Below are 18,015 nucleotides of genomic sequence, written 5' to 3'. Positions count from 1 at the left end.
CACCGCCCTGTGGGAGAGCCCTGCGCACTCTGTGCGCTTCCTCTGTGGCGGACGACCTAGACGAAAGGCCGGTACGCGCCCGTGACAGCCACGACGATTGCCATCGGCACCACAGCAGCGGTGATCAGCCTCTTCTGTTGGTACTTGTTCCTCGGCGGCGTGGTGCGGATGTTCCGCACCATCAAACTCGGCCAGAAGGTCGACAGTTCCCGCTTCTGGCCGATAGGCCCGCGTCTGGGAACGATGATCAAGGAATTCATCGCCCACACCCGCATGGTGAAGTTCCGGACGGTGGGCTGGGCGCACTGGCTGGTGATGATCGGCTTCATGGGCGGCGCCCTGCTGTGGTTCGAGGCCTACGGTCAGTCGATCAACCCGGAGTTCCACTGGCCCCTCTTCGGTGACACCTTCGCGTGGCACCTCTGGGACGAACTGCTGGGCATCGGCACCGTGGTCGGCATCATGGTGCTGATCGTCATCCGCCAGATGAACCACCCGCGCGTACCCGAGCGGCTGTCGCGGTTCTCCGGATCACGCTTCGGCGCGGCCTACTTCGTCGAGGCCGTCGTCCTGCTCGAGGGCCTGGGCATGATCCTGGTGAAGGCATCGAAGATCGCGACGTACCACCACTCGAACGCGTACTCCGATTTCTTCACCATGCAGGTCGCCAAGATCCTGCCCGAGTCGCCGACCCTGGTGTCGATCTTCGCGGTCATCAAGCTGATGAGCGGCATGGTGTGGCTGGCCGTCGTCGGCCTGAACACCGACTGGGGCGTCGCCTGGCACCGCTTCTCGGCGTTCTTCAACATCTACTTCAAGCGTGAGGCCGACGGCGGCGTCGCCCTCGGTGCCGCCAAGCCGATGATGAGCCAGGGCAAGGTCCTCGACATGGAGACCGCCGACCCCGACGTCGACGCCTTCGGTGCGGGCAAGATCGAGGACTTCTCCTGGAAGGGCTGGCTCGACTTCTCCACCTGTACCGAATGTGGCCGCTGTCAGTCGCAGTGTCCGGCCTGGAACACCGGCAAGCCGCTGTCTCCGAAGCTGCTCATCATGTCGCTGCGCGACCACGGCAACGCCAAGGCCCCGTACCTGATGGCCGGTGGCCGCAAGGACATGGGCGGGGACGAGGTCGGCCTGGTCGACGCCGACGGCAACGTCCTCGAGGACAAGCTCAACGCGATCCCCGAGGCCGCTCGTGCCGAGGCATCCCGCAAGCTCGTCGGCGAGTCGAAGGGCAGGCTCGGCGGCGGCGAGGGTCTCGAGTCCGCGGACGGCGAATTCGATCCCGAGGCGCTGGGTGCGGTCATCGACACCGAGACCCTGTGGAGCTGCACCACCTGTGGTGCCTGCGTCGAGCAGTGCCCGGTCGACATCGAGCACGTCGACCACATCCTCGACATGCGTCGCTACCAGGTCCTGATCGAGTCGGACTTCCCCACCGAGCTGGCCGGCATGTTCAAGAACCTCGAGAACAAGGGCAACCCGTGGGGCCAGAACGCCTCCGCGCGTACCGCCTGGATCGACGAGATGGACATCGACATCCCCGTCTTCGGCAAGGACGTCGAGTCGTTCGAGGGCTTCGAGTACCTGTTCTGGGTCGGCTGCGCCGGCGCCTACGAGGACCGCGCGAAGAAGACCACCAAGGCGGTCGCCGAGCTTCTCGACATGGCCGCGGTGAACTTCATGGTTCTCGGCGAGGGCGAGACCTGTACCGGTGACTCCGCACGACGCGCCGGCAACGAGTTCCTCTTCCAGATGCTCGCGCAGCAGAACATCGAGATGCTCGGCGAGGTCTTCTCGACCGCGCCCGAGCAGCGCAAGAAGGTCGTCGTCACCTGTGCGCACTGCTTCAACGCCCTGGGCAACGAGTACCCGCAGCTGGGCGCCAAGTACGAGGTCGTCCACCACACGCAGCTGCTGAACCGACTGGTCCGCGAGAAGCGGCTCGTGCCGGTCGCCCCGCTCGGCGAGGGCGTCACCTACCACGACCCCTGTTACCTTGGCCGCCACAACAAGGTCTACGACGCCCCGCGCGAGCTGATGGGTGCCGCCGGATCGACCCTCACCGAGATGCCGCGTCACGGCGAACGGTCCATGTGCTGTGGCGCCGGTGGTGCCCGCATGTGGATGGAAGAGCAGATCGGCAAGCGCATCAACCTCGACCGGGTCGACGAGGCGCTGGACACCCTCGGTGACACCACGGGTGACCAGGTCAAGAAGGTCGCCACCGGTTGCCCGTTCTGTCGCGTGATGCTGACCGACGGTGTGACCGCACGGACCAGCGGCACCGAGTCCGAGGGCAAGGTCGAGGTCGTCGACGTCGCGCAGCTGCTGCTCGACTCGGTCAAGCGCGGCCAGACCGAGGTCAAGCTCGGCGGTCGCTTCCTCGGACCGCGTCCGAGCGCCCCGGAACCCGAGCCGGAACCGGAGCCCGAGAAGGTTCCTGCGGCCGCCGCCGCAGCTGCGACGGCCACCACCGAGGCGGCTCCGAAGCCGAAGGTCGGCCTGGGCATGAAGGGCGGCAAGAAGCCCGGTGCCGCGGCCAAGACCGAAGCACCGGCCGCCGCACCTGCCGAGGCGCCCGCCGAGAAGAAGCCCGCGTCGAAGGGCTTCGGAATGAAGGGCGGCAAGAAGCCGGGTGCTGCGGCCGCGGCACCGGCTGCCGAGGCGGCACCCGCCGAGACGACGGCAGAGGCAACCGCCGAGACGACGGCCGCGCCGGCCGAGAAGAAGCCCGCGTCGAAGGGCTTCGGCATGAAGGGCGGCGCGAAGCGTCCGGGTGCGGCGAGCAAGCCTGCCGCGTCGGCCGCTCCCGCTCCCGCCGAGGCCGAGTCGTCGGAGGCCGTGAAGGCCGAGGCGCCCGCGGCTGAGAAGCCTGCCGAGGCCAAGCCTGCCAAGGCCAAGGGCTTCGGTATGGCCGCCGGCAAGCGTCCCGGTCAGAGGACGGCCACCCCGAACGCGGCAGCTGCCGACGCCGGAGTGACCGCGCCTGCCGAGAGCAAGGTCGCCGAGGCCGAGTCGGCACCCGACGCGGCTCCGACCGTCGACACCGAGTCGGCCACGGCAACCGCGGCAACGGGCACCGCTGCCGCGACCGAGGAGAAGCCGGCCAAGGCGAAGGGCTTCGGTATGGCCGCTGGCAAGAAGCGTCCGGGCGGGATCGGCAAGGCCGCCCCCAAGCCGGCCGCGGAAGCACCGGCAGCCGAGGCACCGGCTGCGGCGGCTCCGGACGCCGAGGCTCCTGCCGAGGAGACCGAGGCGACCCCGGCAGCCGAGGCACCGGCAGCGGAAGCCCCGGCCGAGACGAACGGGGCCGAGGTCCCGGCTCCGTCGAGCAACGGCTCGGGCGATGCCCGCACCATCGCCGAGACGGGGGCGTCGAAGGCCAAGGGCTTCGGCATCGCCGCGGGCAAGAAGCGGCCCGGCCACCAGTAGTCACCAGCGATACCGCGAAACGGGCTCCGACCACCACGGTCGGAGCCCGTTTTCGTAGGCGGGGCCACTACCGCGCCGCACTGGCGGAAACCGATTTGCACGCGGCTGCGACAATTGAACTCGTGAGTAGGCCCCATGTGTCGCATCTGAACCAGAACCTCAAGCCGCTCGAGCAGTCGCTCAAGCTGCAGAACGTGTGCTACGAGATCCGCGGTCCCGTACACGAGCACGCGCAGCGGCTCGAGGCAGAGGGCCATCGCATCCTCAAGCTGAACATCGGGAACCCGGCGATCTTCGGGTTCGAGGCACCCGACGTGATCATGCGCGACATGATCCATGCACTGCCGTACTCGCAGGGCTACTCCGAATCGGCAGGCGTGCTGTCCGCGAGACGCGCCGTCGTGACACGGTACGAGCTCATCCCCGACTTCCCCTACTTCGACGTCGACGACGTCATCCTGGGCAACGGTGTCTCCGAGCTCATCACGATGACGATGCAGGCGCTGCTCAACGACGGCGACGAGGTGCTCATCCCGGCCCCCGACTACCCGCTGTGGACGGCGATGACCTCGCTGTCCGGCGGCCGTCCGGTGCACTACCGCTGCGACGAGGAAAACGGCTGGAACCCCGACATCGCCGACATCGCGTCGAAGATCACCGACCGCACCAAGGCGATCGTCATCATCAACCCCAACAACCCGACGGGCGCGGTCTACTCACGCGAAATCCTGCAGCAGCTCGTCGAACTGGCGCGTGAACACTCGTTGCTGATCCTCGCCGACGAGATCTACGACAAGATCCTCTACGACGACGCCGAGCACATCAACGTCGCCTCGCTGGCGCCGGATCTGTTGTGCCTCACCTTCAACGGCCTGTCCAAGGCGTACCGCGTATGCGGTTACCGCGCCGGTTGGGTCGTCTTCACCGGCCCGAAGGACCATGCCACGGGCTTCCTCGAGGGCATGGGCATCCTCGCATCGACCCGCCTGTGTGCGAATGTGCCCGGCCAGCACGCGATCCAGGTGGCGCTGGGTGGGTACCAGTCCATCGACGCGCTCGTCTCCCCGGGCGGTCGCCTCTACGAGCAGCGCAACGTCACCTGGGAGAAGCTCAACGAGATCCCTGGTGTCAGCTGCGTGAAGCCCAAGGGGGCCCTGTACGCCTTCCCGCGCCTCGACCCCGAGGTGCACGAGATCCACAACGACGAACTGTTCGTCCAGGACCTGCTGCTGCAGGAGAAGATCCTCGTCGTGCAGGGCACCGGGTTCAACCTCGAGGACCACAACCACTTCCGCATCGTCACGCTGCCGTGGTCGCGGGACCTCAAGGAGGCCGTCGAGCGGATCGGCAACTTCCTGTCGTCGTACCGACAGTAGCCCCGCACGCCGGCTCCGTTCCTCGCTCCCTGAGGAGGTGCGGAGCTTGCGGAGCGGACTCGGCTCCTCGCTCCCTGAGGAGGTGCGGAGCTTGCGGAGCGCCGTCTCGAAGGGCCCGGTCTTCTGACCGGGCCTCTTTGTTTCCTCCAGGGTCTAGACATTTGTGTACCGTTGGTAACGTGTACCTCCAATCGTGGTCTACAGCGAGGTGACACGGATGTCCGAACATGCAGTGCAGGTGCGTCCCGACTGGCGACGGGGAACGGTGACCGGCGACGGCGTCACCCTCGCGACCTTCGAACTCGGGGACCCGGAGAATCCGACGGTCCTGTTGGTGCACGGCTGGCCCGACACCCACCATCCCTGGACCCACATCGCACCTCGGCTGGCCGAGAAGTATCACGTGGTCGCCTATGACTGCCGCGGATTCGGCGAGAGCGACCGTCCCGGCGAGGTCGGTGCGTACCGGCTGGCCGAGCTCGCCGACGACCTCTTCGCCGTCGCCGAAGCGGTGAGTCCCGACGCTCCCGTGCACGTCGTCGGTCACGACTGGGGTTCGGTCCAGGCCTGGGAGGCCGTCAGCCGACCGAGGTCGCACACCCGCATCGCATCCTTCGTCTCGGTCTCCGGACCCAACCTCGACCACCTCGGTCAGCTGTTACGCGAAGGACTGACCCGCCCGACACCCCGCCGCGTGCGAACCATTGCGACACAGTCACTCTCGTCGGCCTACACGGGACTGTTCCAGCTGCCGCTGCTGCCGAACGCCCTGCTGACCGCGCTCGGCAGTCCGCGGGCGTGGAAGCAGTTCCTGCACACCATCGAGGGCACCCCACCGGAGAACGTCGTCGTCGCCGAGACACTGCGCCGCGACATGATCACCGGACTCGCGCTCTATCGCGCCAACATCCGCCAGAAACTGGCCCGCCCGGAGCCCCGTTCGACCGCGGTGCCGGTGCTGCAGGTGGTCAACGAACGCGACATCGCCCTGCGTCCGGCCATCTACGACAACACCCCGGCCTACGCGGCCAAGCTGTGGCGGCGCGACACCCCGACGGGCCACTGGCTGCCGTACACCCATCCGGGCTACCTGACCGACACGATCCTGGATTTCCTTGCTGCGCAGACCGACAACGTGGCGCCGCCGACCGTCGAACGGTCGCGGGTGTTCGCCGAACCGAAACCCCTGGCCGGGAAGCTGGTCGTGATCACCGGCGCGGGCAGCGGCATCGGTCGGGAGACCGCACTGCTCCTCGCCGAGCGCGGGTGCGAACTCGTGCTCGCCGACCGGAATCTCGACACCGCCGCCGAGACGGCGCAGGCCTGCAAGTTCGCCGGCGCGGTGGCGCACGCCTACCTCCTCGACGTGTCCGACACCGACGCGTTCGCGTCCTTCGCCGCGACGGTCCGGGAGAATCACGGGGTCCCCGACATCGTGATCAACAACGCCGGGATCGGCTTGGCCGGTGGGGCTCTCGCCGCAACCGACGAGCAGGTCGATCGACTCTTCGACGTCAACCTGCGCGGGGTCATCACCGGGAGCCGCGAGTTCGGCCGTCAGATGGTGGACCGCGGAGTGGGCGGGCACATCGTCAACGTCTCCTCGGCCGCCGCGTTCACGCCGTCGCGCAGCCTCGGATTGTACTCGGCGTCGAAGGCGGGGGTCCTGCTGTTCTCGGAGTCGCTGCGCGCCGAACTCGCTGAGCACCGCATCGGTGTCAGCGCCATCTGCCCGGGCATCGTCGACACCAACATCGTGTCGTCGTCGCCGATCGCCGGACTGGACGCCGATACCGAACAGGCACAACGAGATCGGCTGAACCGCTTCTACCAGCGCCGAGGTTTCACCCCGGATCGGGTGGCCGTCGAGATCGTCTCGGCCATCGAGCACAACAAGGCAGTCGTCCCGGTGACGCCCGAGGCGAAGGTCGGTTATCGCATCTACCGTTTCGCGCCGTGGCTGTCGCGCATCGGCGCCCGACAGAAGGTGACCGGATGAGCACCGTCGAACGCCCGCGTCCGGACCTGAGCCACACCGATCAGGCGAGTGCTGATCAAGCCGATCCCGGCCCGGTCGAACTGCATGCCCGCAACGTGGCATTCGACTGGGACGACGTGCCCCTGCACTGGATTCCCGGCCACCTGGTGGCGTCCAACTTCATCAGCGTGCTGAATCTTCTTCTCCCGGAGGGGGAACGATGGTTCGTGCAGACCTACAACGAGGCGCTGCCGCTGGTGGCCGATGAGGAACTCGCCTCTCGCATGCGGGGTTTCATCGGACAGGAGGCGATGCACGCCGAAGCTCACGACCATGTGCTGTGGGAGTTCCTCGATCACCACGGCATCGATCCACGTCCGTACCAGCTGCAGATGGAGTGGGTCTTCCGCAGAGTTCTCGGACCGGCGACGAGCGGCCCGCCGCAAGCGCGGCACAAGCACCTCATCGAGCGGTTGTGGCTGATCGCCGCCCTCGAGCACTACACCGCCGTGCTCGGCGATTTCGCACTGAACAACAACTGGATCGAGACCGGCGCGCATCCGACGATGGCCGATCTGTTCATGTGGCACGGCGCGGAGGAAGTGGAACATCGAGCCGTCGTGCACGACGTCGCAGCCTATTTCGGCGACAGTTACCTCCGCCGCGGGCGCGCGATGCTCGCCGTCCTCCCGATGCTGCTGTTCCTGATACAGCGCGGCTACCGGTTCATCATGAAGCAGGACACGTCGGTGTCCTACATCCAGAAGAAGTGGCAGTTCCACCGCGGCGTGCGCGCCAACGTCCTGCCCCCGCTTCGGAGCATCGTCTTCTCCACGTTCAGTTACTTCCGGCCCGGCTTCCGCCCCGTACAGATCGGCAGCACCGCCCAGGCGGTCGCATACCTCGCCAAGTCACCGGCCGCACGCAACGCCGCCTGAGGGACTCCGATGAACCAACGCGCACATCCGCATTCGACGAGTCTCACCCAGCCACCGCCGCATCTGTACGGGCGGTGGCGCCGCGATCCGATCCTCACCGTCGGGACCGCGTTCATGCGGGCGTGGTGGCCGGCTTGGCGGCCGCTGTCCCCGCTGAGGCCGGCGCCGGTCAACGACGGAATCACCCGGGTCCGCATCGTGGACCGCGAGGTCGTCGCACATGACGAGAACGTCATCGCGCTGACCCTCACGGCCGCGGACGGCGGGGTGCTGCCGCCGTGGCGTGCGGGGGCCCACATCGACGTGCTGCTCCCGTCCGGCCGCATGCGCGAGTACTCGTTGTGCGGCGACACCGCCGACCGTGAGCACTACCGCATCGCGGTGCGGCGCATCCCGGACGGCGGTGGCGGTTCCATCGAGGTCCACGACGCTTTGGAGATCGGCGACGTGATGTCGATCAAGGGACCGCGCAACGCTTTCCCCCTGGCCGTACCCGGCCACGGATCGCCCGCTCGCCGGATTCGCTTCATCGCCGCCGGGATCGGCATCACGCCGATCCTGCCGATGCTGGCCGTCGCCGAGCGCTTCGGCCTGGACTGGTCGATGATCTACACCGGCCGCTCGGCCGACTCGATCCCCTTCCTCGACGAGGTGGCGAGGTTCGGCGACCGCATCACCATCCGCACCGACGATCGGCACGGACTCCCGACGATGTCGGAACTGGTCGGTCCGGTCCCGGATTCGGACGCCGGCCTCGCCATGTACTGCTGCGGACCGGTCCCGATGCTGGAGAACCTCCGCCGCCACCTGGCCGACCGCGCGGACATCGAACTGCACTACGAGCGCTTCAGCCCGCCGCCGGTCGAGGACGGCACACCGTTCACGGTGACGCTGGCGTCCACGGGCGAACGGATTCCGGTGGCCGCCGACGAGTCGGCGCTCGCCGCGCTCCGGCGAGTGATGCCGTCGGTGCCCTACTCGTGTCAGCAGGGTTTCTGTGGCACATGCAAGGTCAGGACGTTGTCCGGCGACATCGATCACCGTGACAACATCCTGACCGAGCCCGAGCGGGAGGCCGGGACCATGCTGACCTGCGTATCACGCAGTGCCGGCGGGAACCTCACGCTCGACCTGTGAGGTGTCCCCGGCTTCCTGAGGACGCGGCACCGCGTGCCGTCCGGCGACCGTGCCGCGCAGCAGGAACGCCGCTGTCACACCGGCTGCGGCCGTGATCGCCACCGCCGCCCACACCGCGTTGTGCAGACCGTCCATGAACACCTGCTGGACCGCGACCCGGACCGTCTCGCTCATCGCGGCGGGCACCCGGCCGGCGACCTCGACCCCGGCCATCACCGACTGTTCCGCGGTTGCGACCACCTCTCGAGGCAATCCGCTGTCCGACAGCCGATCCCCGATGCCGCGACGTAGGCCGAGGTCAGGATCGAGCCGAGCACCGCAACCCCGAGGGTGCCGCCGATCTCGCGGGTGGTGTCGTTGACGGCGCTGCCGGCACCGGCCTGTTCCGGCCGCAGCGCATCCATGATGAGCTGCGTACACGGGCCCGAGATGAAGGCCAGGCCGGCAGCCATCAGCGACATCGACCAGACGATGAGCTCCCAGTAACCCGAAGCGCGCGAGGAGATCTCGACGAGCGCGAAGCCGCCGGACATCAGGAATGCACCCGCCACGGCGACGAAGCGTGCACCGAACCGGTGGGACAGGGCCATCGCCACCGGCGACAGCACCGCCATCACGATGGCGAACGGCAGGGTTCGCACACCGGCGGCCAGCGGACCGTATCCCTTGACCGCCTGGAAGAACTGGGTGATCAGGAAGATGAACCCGAACAGTGCGAAGAACGCCACGCTGATCATCCCGGCCGCGGTGGCGAAGTGCCGGTTGGCGAACAGTCGCACATCGAGGATGGGATGGGCGATGCGTAGCTGCGTCACCACGAACACGGACAGGATCGACAGGGCCGCAACGATTCCGAGGACGGCTCGGACCTCACCCCAACCGACGTGCGGCGCCTCGATCAGCGTGTAGGTGAGAAGCCCCAGACCGGCAACCGACAAGCCCACACCGATGGCGTCGAATCGCGGCACCGCCAACGGTCGGGTACCGGGGACGACCGCGAGGATCACCGCCAGCGCGGCCAGCCCGAATGGGACGTTGACCCAGAAGACCGAGGTCCACGAGAAGTGCTCGAGCAACCAGCCACCCAAGACGGGACCGATGGCGACGGCCACACCGGAGACGGCCGCCCAGATACCGACGGCCGTCGCCCGCTCCCTGGCGTCGACGAAGATCGTCGTGATGATCGCCAGCGTCGCCGGGAACACCAGTGCGGCAAAGAGTCCCAGGCCGCCGCGCGACGCGATGAGCTGGCCCAGGTTCTGCGACGACGCCGCCAGGATCGAGACCGCCATGAAGCCGACGACGCCGGCGAGGAGCATCCGCCGGTGGCCGAACCGGTCACCCAGATAGCCACCGGTCAAGAGCAGGCCGGCGAACACGAGCGTGTAAGCGTCGACGATCCATTGCAGGCCGGAGATCCCGGCGTCGAGGTCGCGGGCCAGCGTCGGCAGAGCGACGTTGACGATCGTGTTGTCGATCATGACCAGCAGTTCGGCAAAGCTGAGGGCGCCGAGCGCCCACCAGCGTGAGCCCATACGTCCTGTACGCATCGGCATTCTCCTGTTCCGTGAGCTGATGAAGTTCAGACGGAGTAGAACCTCGTCCTACAGTTATAGAATACTGTTCTATTCAAGAAGAACACCGTGCTAGTAGATTGTCAATATGCCCACCGCAAAGCAGCGCACCCGAACCTCCGCCGCCGACGTCCGGTCGGCACTGCTGCGCGCAGGTCGTGCGATCCTCGAGCGCGACGGCGAAGCCGGGCTCACCGTACGGGCGGCCGCGGCTGAGGCGAAGGTCGCGCCGATGGGCGTCTACAACCACTTCGACGGCCGCGATGGACTATTGGATGCGCTGGTCACCGATGGTTTCGTCGAATTCGCACGAGCAGTGGGAGCCACCGACGACGACCCGGTCGCCCGCTTGCGGAACTCCGGTCGCGGCTACCGCGAGTTCGCCGTGTCGAACCCCGTCCTCTACGGCCTGATGTTCTCCACGCGCTGCACGCCGGATCTCGAGGTGGCGGCGCATGCATTCGACGTACTCGTCGACGTCATCCGGTACGGACAGGTGGCCGGCGTCGTGATGGCCGGCGATCCCGCCGATCTCGCCATGCAGGCCTGGTCAGCGGTTCACGGTGCAGTCAGCCTGGAACTCGCCGGCACGCACCCGCCACAGGTCGACGGCGCGGCGAACTACGAGAGGGTCCTGGCGTTCGTCGCGCGAGGCCTGGCGCCGAGCCCCGCCGACTGATCACGGCAGGACGATCGGCGGCAGTCCGGGGATCGGATTCGGGATCGTCACGCCGCGCTGCGGACGCGGTGCGCGGGATCGTGGTCGCGGTGCCGGCCCCTGCTCGTTGGTCACCACCGGCGGTGGCGGTGGCGTGTAGCCCTGCGCGGGCTGACGCGCCTCGGCGAAGATGGCCGGGTCGGCGTACTCCTGGCCGGTCGGCGCCGTGGTGGTGGGCGCCGTAGTTGTGGGCGTGGTGGGAGCAGCAACGGGCGCCTGCGAGGAGTCATCGTTCCCCGTGGCCAGTGCGACCGCGACCGCGGTGATGGCGAGCGCGCATACCAGCGCCAGGCCTGCCAGGACCGTGCGTCGCGAACGGGACGGCACCGGAGCAGGTCGGCCGTAGGGCGAATGCTGTTCCCGCGCAGGGAACGTGCGATGGGTTGGGATCATCGGGGCGGTGCCGACGACCTGCGGACCCGGGTCAATCAGGCGTGCCTCGTCCTCGAAGGCCGGCGGCATGTTCACGTGCTCTCGAACCGGCGCGGGGTCTTGCGCGGGTGGAGTTCCGAAGGCAGAGGTCGCTGTGGCACCGAATGCCGTTGCGGGCGCAGGATCTACCGGACGTGAAGGCTGCTCACTGGATATGCGGTCAGCATCGACGACCGGGAAATCGCCTGAGCGACCAGGACTCCCGATCGGCGGCTCGGTTACCTCGTCGGCCACAAGGTTCGGCGCCGTGTCGACGACTGGTTCTGCGTCGAGTTCGACGATGGCACCGACACCATCTTCGACCTCGGGCTCGTTGTCGGGGTCGGCACCGGCACGCGCAGCCTGTGACTCGTCGGCGTTCTCGGCCTCCACCGCGTCCGCATACGGCTGCGTCTCGTCTCGATCGCCGTCCACGGCTTCCGGCTCGGTCGATATGTTGTCGGTGCTCTGGCTGGTGTGCGCGGCAGCGCTGTTGTCTGTATCGACGCTGTCGTCTGCGGCGGCGCTGTTGTCTGCATCGGCGCTGTGGTCTGCATCGGCGGCGGTCGCGGTTCCGTCGGTGTCGGGGTCGGCGGACGTCGCTGCCTCGGCGTCGGGGGTGCCGCTAGCCGCATCCGGTATGTGCGCTTCCCGCGGGCCGCTGAGCGGTACAGCCGGCACCGTGGCCGTCAGCGGACTGGGCGCAGCGTCGACGACCGGTACCTGTACGGCTTTGGCGATCCCGTCGCGCAGGCCGGGCCACACGCTCAGACCGTCGGTGATGACGACTGCAGGGGCCTGCGCACCGGCCACTGCTGCGCGTGCCAGTTCCTCACCGCGTGCGATCAGCGCGCCGCCCGCCTCCTCGACATCCCGGCGTGCCAGGCGGAACAGCCGAATGTGTCGGCGTCCCATCAGGAATGTGCCGTCGGAATCCTGCAGGCGTTCGCGTCCGCGGGCGATGAGATCGAACAGTTCGTCATGCCATTCCGGCGATGTCGGTGACTCGACGCGCCCGATCCTGATCAGGTGGTCGGCGATGGCGCGGTCGAGCGCACCGACAGACAGGGCCACGTCGGAATAGGTGTCGGCGACCGTGCCCCGGGAGGTGTCGAACCGCCCGACGGATACGCAACCGTTCCCGTCGAGACCCAGCAGCACCACCTCAGGGGCGTCGAGCCCGCGCTGACGGAGTGTGGCCCGCACGTCGTCGAGCACGGCGGGATGAACCGAGACCTCTGCAGACGCAGAGGCCGGCCCCATGGCCGCATCGAACACCGTGTCGGTCATCTGATCAATTCCTGCACTTGTGTGCACCTCGCCCTACACGCCCCCACGGCGCGAAGGTCCCCCCGTCAATCGCGGGGTTAACCTAACACGTCCACTCGGGGAACCGCTTTCGACGAAGCCCCGTTCACCTGCGTGAACGAACTTGTTGTCCCAATTTTTCGCGCCGGCACCGGACCGCCCAGCGCCCGGTAGTCCCACCCGGCGTCCCGCCAGGCCTGTGGGTCGAGGCAACGACGGGTGTCGACAATGCGCTTGTGGCGGACCACGGGCGCGAGCTCGTCGGGTGACATGTGGACGAACTCCGCCCATTCGGTGGCGATGACGACGACATCGGCGCGATCGCAGGCCTCGCGCGCCGACGCCGCGTAGCCCAGTGTCGGCTGCACCCGGCGCGAATTGCCCATTGCCTGCGGGTCGAAGACGGTGACCGACGCCCCGTCCAGCGCGAGACGGCCCGCAACGGCGAGCGCGGGAGAGTCGCGGACGTCGTCGCTCTCGGGTTTGAAGGAGGAACCGAGTACGGCGACATTGCGGCCCAACGCTTCTCCGCCGAGCGCCTCGGCGACGAGTTCGGCGGCGGCGCTGCGCCGACGCATGTTGATGGCGTCGACCTCGCGCAGGAATCCTACCGCGCGAGGGGCGCCCATCTCGTCGGCGCGGGCGGTCAGCGCTCGGATGTCCTTGGGTAGGCAGCCGCCGCCGAAGCCCAGTCCCGCGTTGAGGAATCGCCGGCCGATCCGGGGATCGTGGCCCATGGCGTCGGCGAGCGTACCGACGTCGGCACCGGCGATCTCGCACAGTTCACTCATCGCGTTGATGAACGAGATCTTGGTGGCGAGAAAGGCATTGGCGGATACTTTGACGAGTTCAGCAGTGGCCCAGTCGGTCTCGATCACGGCACACCGGTTTCGAGTACTTCGCGATAGATGTCTCGGACCACCTCGCCGGCCAGCGACACCGCCGGTGCCGCCTGCGGGTCGTCGACGAGCCGTCCGGCACCGAGGACCAGCCGGTCGGGCGACAGGGTGTCTTCGACGGCGAAACCCTCCCTCAAGAACTCGGGGCTCCACGACAGCTCGACGTCGGCGCCCGGCGCCGAGAGTAGCGAGATCCGTTGCGACAGTTGCTCACACGTGCCGACCGGGACGGTGGACTTGCCGATCAGGACGTGCTGGCCGCGAAGTGTGGGAACGAGTGTGTCGACGGCCGCGTGGACGTGGGACAGGTCGGCGCGGTGTCCGCGGTCTTCCTGCGGGGTGCCGACGCCGATGAAGTGGACCGAGGCGTGGTCGGCGGCGATCGAGTGGTCGGTGGTGAATCGGAGCCGTCCGGCGTCGAGGTTGCGGCGAAGGATGTCGGAGAGCCCGGGTTCGAAGAACGGGACGTCACCGGCCTGCAGGCGTTCGACCTTCCGCGGGTCGATGTCGATGCCCACGACGTCGTGTCCGAGCTCGGCCATACAGGCCGCGTGCGTCGCGCCGAGGTATCCGCATCCGATCACCGTGAGCTTCATGATCGCAACGATTACCCAGGCGGGTGTGCCGTGAACCAACCGCGGCGTTGCGTGTGGTGATCGGTCGGGTGAACTTCTCAGTCGTTCTTGAGGAAGTTCAGGTACGCCTTCGACGGGGTGGGTCCGCGTTGTCCCTGGTACTTCGAGCCGACCTTCGCGCTGCCGTAGGGGTGCTCGGCTGGGCTGCTGAGTCGGATGAGGCACAGCTGGCCGATCTTCATGCCCGGCCACAGCGTGATCGGCAGGTTGGCCACGTTGGAGAGTTCCAGGGTGATGTGCCCCGAGAAGCCGGGGTCGATGAAGCCGGCAGTCGAGTGGGTCAGGAGGCCGAGGCGTCCGAGCGACGACTTGCCTTCGAGGCGTCCGGCGAGGTCGTCGGGCAGGGTGCACACCTCGAGGGTGGAACCCAGCACGAACTCACCCGGGTGCAGCACGAAGGGCTCACCCTCGGTCGGTTCGACGAGGGTGGTCAGTTCGTCTTGGCGTTGGGCCGGGTCGATGTGGGTGTACCGGGTGTTGTTGAACACGCGGAACAGACTGTCGAGCCGGACGTCGACGCTGGAGGGCTGGACGAGCGCAGGATCGAATGGATCGATGGCGAGGCGCCCGTCAGCGATCTCGGAGCGGATGTCGCGGTCGGAGAGCAGCACGTGTCGAGGTTATCGAACGGTCAGGGTGGGTCTGCGCCGGTATCGGCCGTCCGGGACCCTTCTCCCTCGCCGTGGCCACCCGACCGGCGTCGACGGGCGTCGGCTCGCATCCGGTTGAGGACCTCGTCCGTGCGATGAGCGCGGTTTACCCGCGGAGTCTGATCCGGGTGCGACGTCGGCGGGTGCCAGAGGACGCGACCTGCGTCGACCCCATCGGTGGCGATCGTGGTGGCCCACTGGTCGTCGCCGGGGCCGACGGCACGGTTGTGCGGTCCGCAGGCGGTGGTCATGTTGTCGATGTCGGTAGGACCGTCGTCGGCTGTCCATTCGGCCACGTGGTGGAGTTCGGAGTCGAAGGACGACCGCGTGCAGCGTGGACACGTACAGCCACCATCGCGACCCACCGCGGCGATCCGCTGGGCCCGGGATCCCAGGCGCTTGGCTCGTCCGAGGTAGAGGACCTCGCTGGTGTGGTCGCGGAACACCTCGAGGTACTGCTGCGACTCTGAGGCGAGTTCGACGGCGTCCTTGATCGGAAGCAGGGTGCCCGTTGCGGTGCGCGCGGGAGCCCCGGCCCGCTCGCGGAGGGCCGATTCGGTGATCGTGACGATGAGGTGCGGTGGCAGCCCGTGGTGGGAACCGCCGAGCGCGCCGCTGTCGAGCGCGTATCGGAGCAGCGCGGAGAAGGCGTCGTGATTGCGTTTCTCGGCCGACCGGTTGTCGCGTTCGGCAGCGGCCGCGAGGGCATCGGGATCAGCACTGCCGGGAGCTCCGACCGGTGACTCCGGGTCGTCGGGGTTGTTCATGCCCGGCGCTGCCCAGACCGCCAGTACGACGTCGAGCATGGCCCGGGTCTTTGGGTCGAGGTTGGCGGTCAGCTTGGACATCAGCTGTGCGTCCTGCGGACCGAGGCGCATGCCGCGCATTCGGGCGCGGTCGCGGTCGTCTGTCAGTGTCCCGTCGGGGTCGAGGTGGGCGAGTATCCGCCCGCCGAGCTCACGTAGCGAGGACGGATCGTAGTCGCGCGCATAGTGCGCGAGCGTCGCCTCGGCGGCTTCGCGGTCGGCCGCGTCCACGGCGGCCGGGATCTTCTTCATCACCTCGATGATGACGTCGACGTTCCTCCCCGAGATCTCGCCTTCGGCAACACCTTTGGCGGTCTCCGGGAATCGCGGGTCGAGTACCTCACCCTGCATGTCGGGGAATTTCCCGATCGCCCACACGCGGTTCAGCAGCCGATTGGCCTCTCCGCTGCGGTTGAGCACGCTGGTGACGAAGTTGGTGACGGTCTGGCAGCCGGCTTTCCGGTATGCGGAGCGTTCGTCGATGTCGATGATGTGGGCGGCGAACGACGTGAGCATGCGACGCTCGGCGCGTTCGTGCTCCATCGCGACCTTGAGCAGGTCTGTATCGGAACAGTCCGTGGACGCCGTCTCACTGATCTCGTCCAGCAGCGCGTGTAGACGCTCGTACTGGTCGAGAAGAAGTGGTTGTGATGCAGATGGCTCGCCGAAAGCCATGATTAAACCCCCGTCATCATGGCTTTACTCGAAACTATGTTCGAGTGTACGTGCGTCCTCGCAGGTGCGCAACCCCATCCGGGAAGGTTTTTCGCGCCGCTCGCGAAGACCCCGACGCCGGTTTGCTAGGCTTTCGATCGCGAGCCCAGCGCTCGCACGCCGATGTAGTTCAATGGCAGAACATCAGCTTCCCAAGCTGAATACGCGGGTTCGATTCCCGTCATCGGCTCAGCGAAAGCCCTGGTCAGAGCGACTTGGGCGGGCTTTCATGGTTCGTACGGATGATTTCGGGCCGCGTAGGGGCCGCACCTGTGTCGTTTGCTGTTGATGTCGGGTTTGTCTGGCATCATCTGTGCGTGACTGAACAGGCAGCGGTGCCATCCGACGGACTATGACTACAAGTACGACCTGGCTGTCTCGATCGCGGGTGAACAACGTGCATTCGTAGAAGACGTTGTCAGGGGTCTCTCCCTACCCAGGGATCGCGTGTTCTACGACGCGGACTACAAAGCCGATAGGGAGTTGCTACGCACCGCGCAGCGGGGTTGAGCGGAAGAGGTGCTGAGCCGGTCGCCTCCGACGACGACTCGGCCTTAACCCTACACGCGTCGATAACGAACTAGGTTGTCATGCAGTAGTTTTGGCGATGGCCACGGGTCTCACTGGATACGAACTTCGAACGAGTACACACAAAGTCGGATCTCGCCTGACGTGACAACCAACTCGTGCACTCCGGGAACCTCAAACTCAATGGACGCGCGAACGGAACGACATACCCTGTTGAGCGATCCCGTGGGTTCGGGCACTTCCACATCAATCCTACTGAGGTGTCGTCTGTGTTCTCCGGGGTCCAGCACGGAGACATCGAAGCTCAGCATCGAGTTAGGCTGTGTCGTGCCGAACTCGACAACCAGCGCAGCGTCTATGATCGTTGCGAACGGCAGTTCGGGAACTCTGTAGTACTCCCAACCTCCACCGAGCAGATGCACGAGCCCATCCGCGACGGCAACACTGTTCGCTGGAAAGAACACCGGGATCTTCAGCCCAGCAGCGATGTCGTCAGTTTCTACGGTTCTTCCCTCGAACTTGAGAACCCCGCCGCCGCCTCCGCCGCCTCCGGGATAACTCCCCGGCCCGCCTGCAAGGTCAATCGTCATCTCGGCCGCTATATCGTTTGGGAGGCTGCCGATCCCAACAATCGTCAGGACACCACCCTAACCCCCGCCCCCTAGTGGGTGGCCCCCCTCACCCCCCACTTTGAATACGGCGTTACGGAAGTCCATGTGGGTTGCCCCGGCCTCGTAGACAGCAACCGTCCACTGCAGCGCAGTAATTACCTGCGAGGATGCGTCTATCGCACCGGCGGCCACGCCAGCCTCCTCATGCCTACGTTTGATCTCAACCAGCGAATCCACAGAGTAGATTTCCAGATTTTCGAACGCGTCGATCAGCTTGTGGCAGTTGCGGCACAT

General features: G+C 67.0%; 11 protein-coding genes, 1 tRNA gene and 2 pseudogenes. 7 read left to right on the top strand and 7 right to left on the bottom strand.

All coding sequences use genetic code 11. The annotated features are described in order from the left end of the window. Positions 1-81: 81 nt before the first annotated feature. The 5 genes from GOAMI_RS16085 to GOAMI_RS16065 all read left to right on the top strand — a co-directional run bounded on the left by GOAMI_RS16085 (position 82) and on the right by GOAMI_RS16065 (position 8,867). On the top strand, positions 82-3,438 hold the full coding sequence (locus tag GOAMI_RS16085; protein ID WP_006437611.1) for a (Fe-S)-binding protein: 3,357 nt from the start codon (positions 82-84) through the stop codon (positions 3,436-3,438). A gap of 122 nt (positions 3,439-3,560) precedes the next feature. Continuing rightward, entirely contained in the window at positions 3,561-4,814 is a 1,254-nt protein-coding gene (locus GOAMI_RS16080; RefSeq protein ID WP_024497365.1) for a pyridoxal phosphate-dependent aminotransferase, read from the top strand. A 217-nt stretch (positions 4,815-5,031) separates the two neighbouring features. Further along, positions 5,032-6,813: an SDR family oxidoreductase gene (locus GOAMI_RS16075; protein ID WP_040004915.1), complete on the top strand. Its 1,782-nt coding sequence runs from the start codon at positions 5,032-5,034 to the stop codon at positions 6,811-6,813. After that, positions 6,810-7,730: a metal-dependent hydrolase gene (locus GOAMI_RS16070; RefSeq protein ID WP_006437608.1), complete on the top strand. Its 921-nt coding sequence runs from the start codon at positions 6,810-6,812 to the stop codon at positions 7,728-7,730. The genes GOAMI_RS16075 and GOAMI_RS16070 overlap by 4 nt, the downstream gene beginning before the upstream one ends. Positions 7,731-7,739: 9 nt before the next feature. Beyond that, positions 7,740-8,867: a PDR/VanB family oxidoreductase gene (locus GOAMI_RS16065; protein ID WP_006437607.1), complete on the top strand. Its 1,128-nt coding sequence runs from the start codon at positions 7,740-7,742 to the stop codon at positions 8,865-8,867. Here the strand turns inward: GOAMI_RS16065 and GOAMI_RS16060 are convergent. Continuing rightward, positions 8,829-10,417: pseudogene (locus GOAMI_RS16060) on the bottom strand (DHA2 family efflux MFS transporter permease subunit). The gene GOAMI_RS16065 and the pseudogene GOAMI_RS16060 overlap by 39 nt on opposite strands. A 112-nt stretch (positions 10,418-10,529) precedes the next feature. Between GOAMI_RS16060 and GOAMI_RS16055 the strand changes: the two are divergent. Beyond that, the gene (locus GOAMI_RS16055) at positions 10,530-11,120 is read left to right on the top strand and encodes a TetR/AcrR family transcriptional regulator (protein WP_006437604.1); all 591 of its coding nucleotides are present in this window, start codon (positions 10,530-10,532) and stop codon (positions 11,118-11,120) included. Here the strand turns inward: GOAMI_RS16055 and GOAMI_RS16050 are convergent, their stop codons facing one another. The 4 genes and pseudogenes from GOAMI_RS16050 to GOAMI_RS16035 all read right to left on the bottom strand — a co-directional run bounded on the left by GOAMI_RS16050 (position 11,121) and on the right by GOAMI_RS16035 (position 16,543). Then, positions 11,121-12,860 carry a hypothetical protein gene (locus tag GOAMI_RS16050; protein WP_006437603.1) on the bottom strand — a complete coding sequence of 580 codons (1,740 nt, stop codon included), beginning with the start codon at positions 12,858-12,860 and terminating at the stop codon, positions 11,121-11,123. A 77-nt stretch (positions 12,861-12,937) separates the two neighbouring features. Continuing rightward, a pseudogene (locus GOAMI_RS16045) lies at positions 12,938-14,373 on the bottom strand (UDP-glucose dehydrogenase family protein). Positions 14,374-14,450: 77 nt separating this feature from the next. After that, positions 14,451-15,023 carry a dCTP deaminase gene (dcd, locus tag GOAMI_RS16040; RefSeq protein ID WP_006437600.1) on the bottom strand — a complete coding sequence of 191 codons (573 nt, stop codon included), beginning with the start codon at positions 15,021-15,023 and terminating at the stop codon, positions 14,451-14,453. Positions 15,024-15,043: 20 nt separating this feature from the next. After that, complete coding sequence (locus tag GOAMI_RS16035; RefSeq protein ID WP_006437599.1) at positions 15,044-16,543, bottom strand: HNH endonuclease; 1,500 nt, start codon at positions 16,541-16,543, stop codon at positions 15,044-15,046. A 158-nt stretch (positions 16,544-16,701) separates the two neighbouring features. On the opposite strand from GOAMI_RS16035, the gene GOAMI_RS16030 reads away from it, so the two are divergent. Continuing rightward, positions 16,702-16,772: transfer RNA gene (locus tag GOAMI_RS16030), tRNA-Gly, on the top strand. A gap of 430 nt (positions 16,773-17,202) precedes the next feature. On the opposite strand, the gene GOAMI_RS16025 is transcribed toward GOAMI_RS16030, so the two are convergent. Beyond that, complete coding sequence (locus GOAMI_RS16025; protein WP_006437598.1) at positions 17,203-17,700, bottom strand: hypothetical protein; 498 nt, start codon at positions 17,698-17,700, stop codon at positions 17,203-17,205. A gap of 57 nt (positions 17,701-17,757) precedes the next feature. Then, a partial coding sequence (locus tag GOAMI_RS23305) for a hypothetical protein (protein WP_006437597.1) occupies positions 17,758-18,015 on the bottom strand: 258 nt, incomplete at its 5' end.

Origin of the sequence: Gordonia amicalis NBRC 100051 = JCM 11271 (assembly GCF_000332995.1) — a bacterium.
Classification (GTDB): Bacteria; Actinomycetota; Actinomycetes; order Mycobacteriales; family Mycobacteriaceae; genus Gordonia; species Gordonia amicalis.
The sequence above is the reverse complement of the archived record's forward strand: the minus strand, read 5'-3'. Positions and strand labels throughout refer to the sequence as shown.

Bases quoted from the DNA above. Each gene is read 5' to 3' on its own strand.
- GOAMI_RS16075 (WP_040004915.1), top strand. From the start codon at position 5,032: ATGTCCGAACATGCAGTGCAGGTGCGTCCCGACTGGCGACGGGGAACG.
- GOAMI_RS16070 (WP_006437608.1), top strand. From the start codon at position 6,810: ATGAGCACCGTCGAACGCCCGCGTCCGGACCTGAGCCACACCGATCAG.
- GOAMI_RS16065 (WP_006437607.1), top strand. From the start codon at position 7,740: ATGAACCAACGCGCACATCCGCATTCGACGAGTCTCACCCAGCCACCG.
- GOAMI_RS16055 (WP_006437604.1), top strand. From the start codon at position 10,530: ATGCCCACCGCAAAGCAGCGCACCCGAACCTCCGCCGCCGACGTCCGG.
- GOAMI_RS16050 (WP_006437603.1), bottom strand. From the start codon at position 12,860: ATGACCGACACGGTGTTCGATGCGGCCATGGGGCCGGCCTCTGCGTCT.
- GOAMI_RS16035 (WP_006437599.1), bottom strand. From the start codon at position 16,543: ATGGCTTTCGGCGAGCCATCTGCATCACAACCACTTCTTCTCGACCAG.
- GOAMI_RS16025 (WP_006437598.1), bottom strand. From the start codon at position 17,700: ATGACGATTGACCTTGCAGGCGGGCCGGGGAGTTATCCCGGAGGCGGC.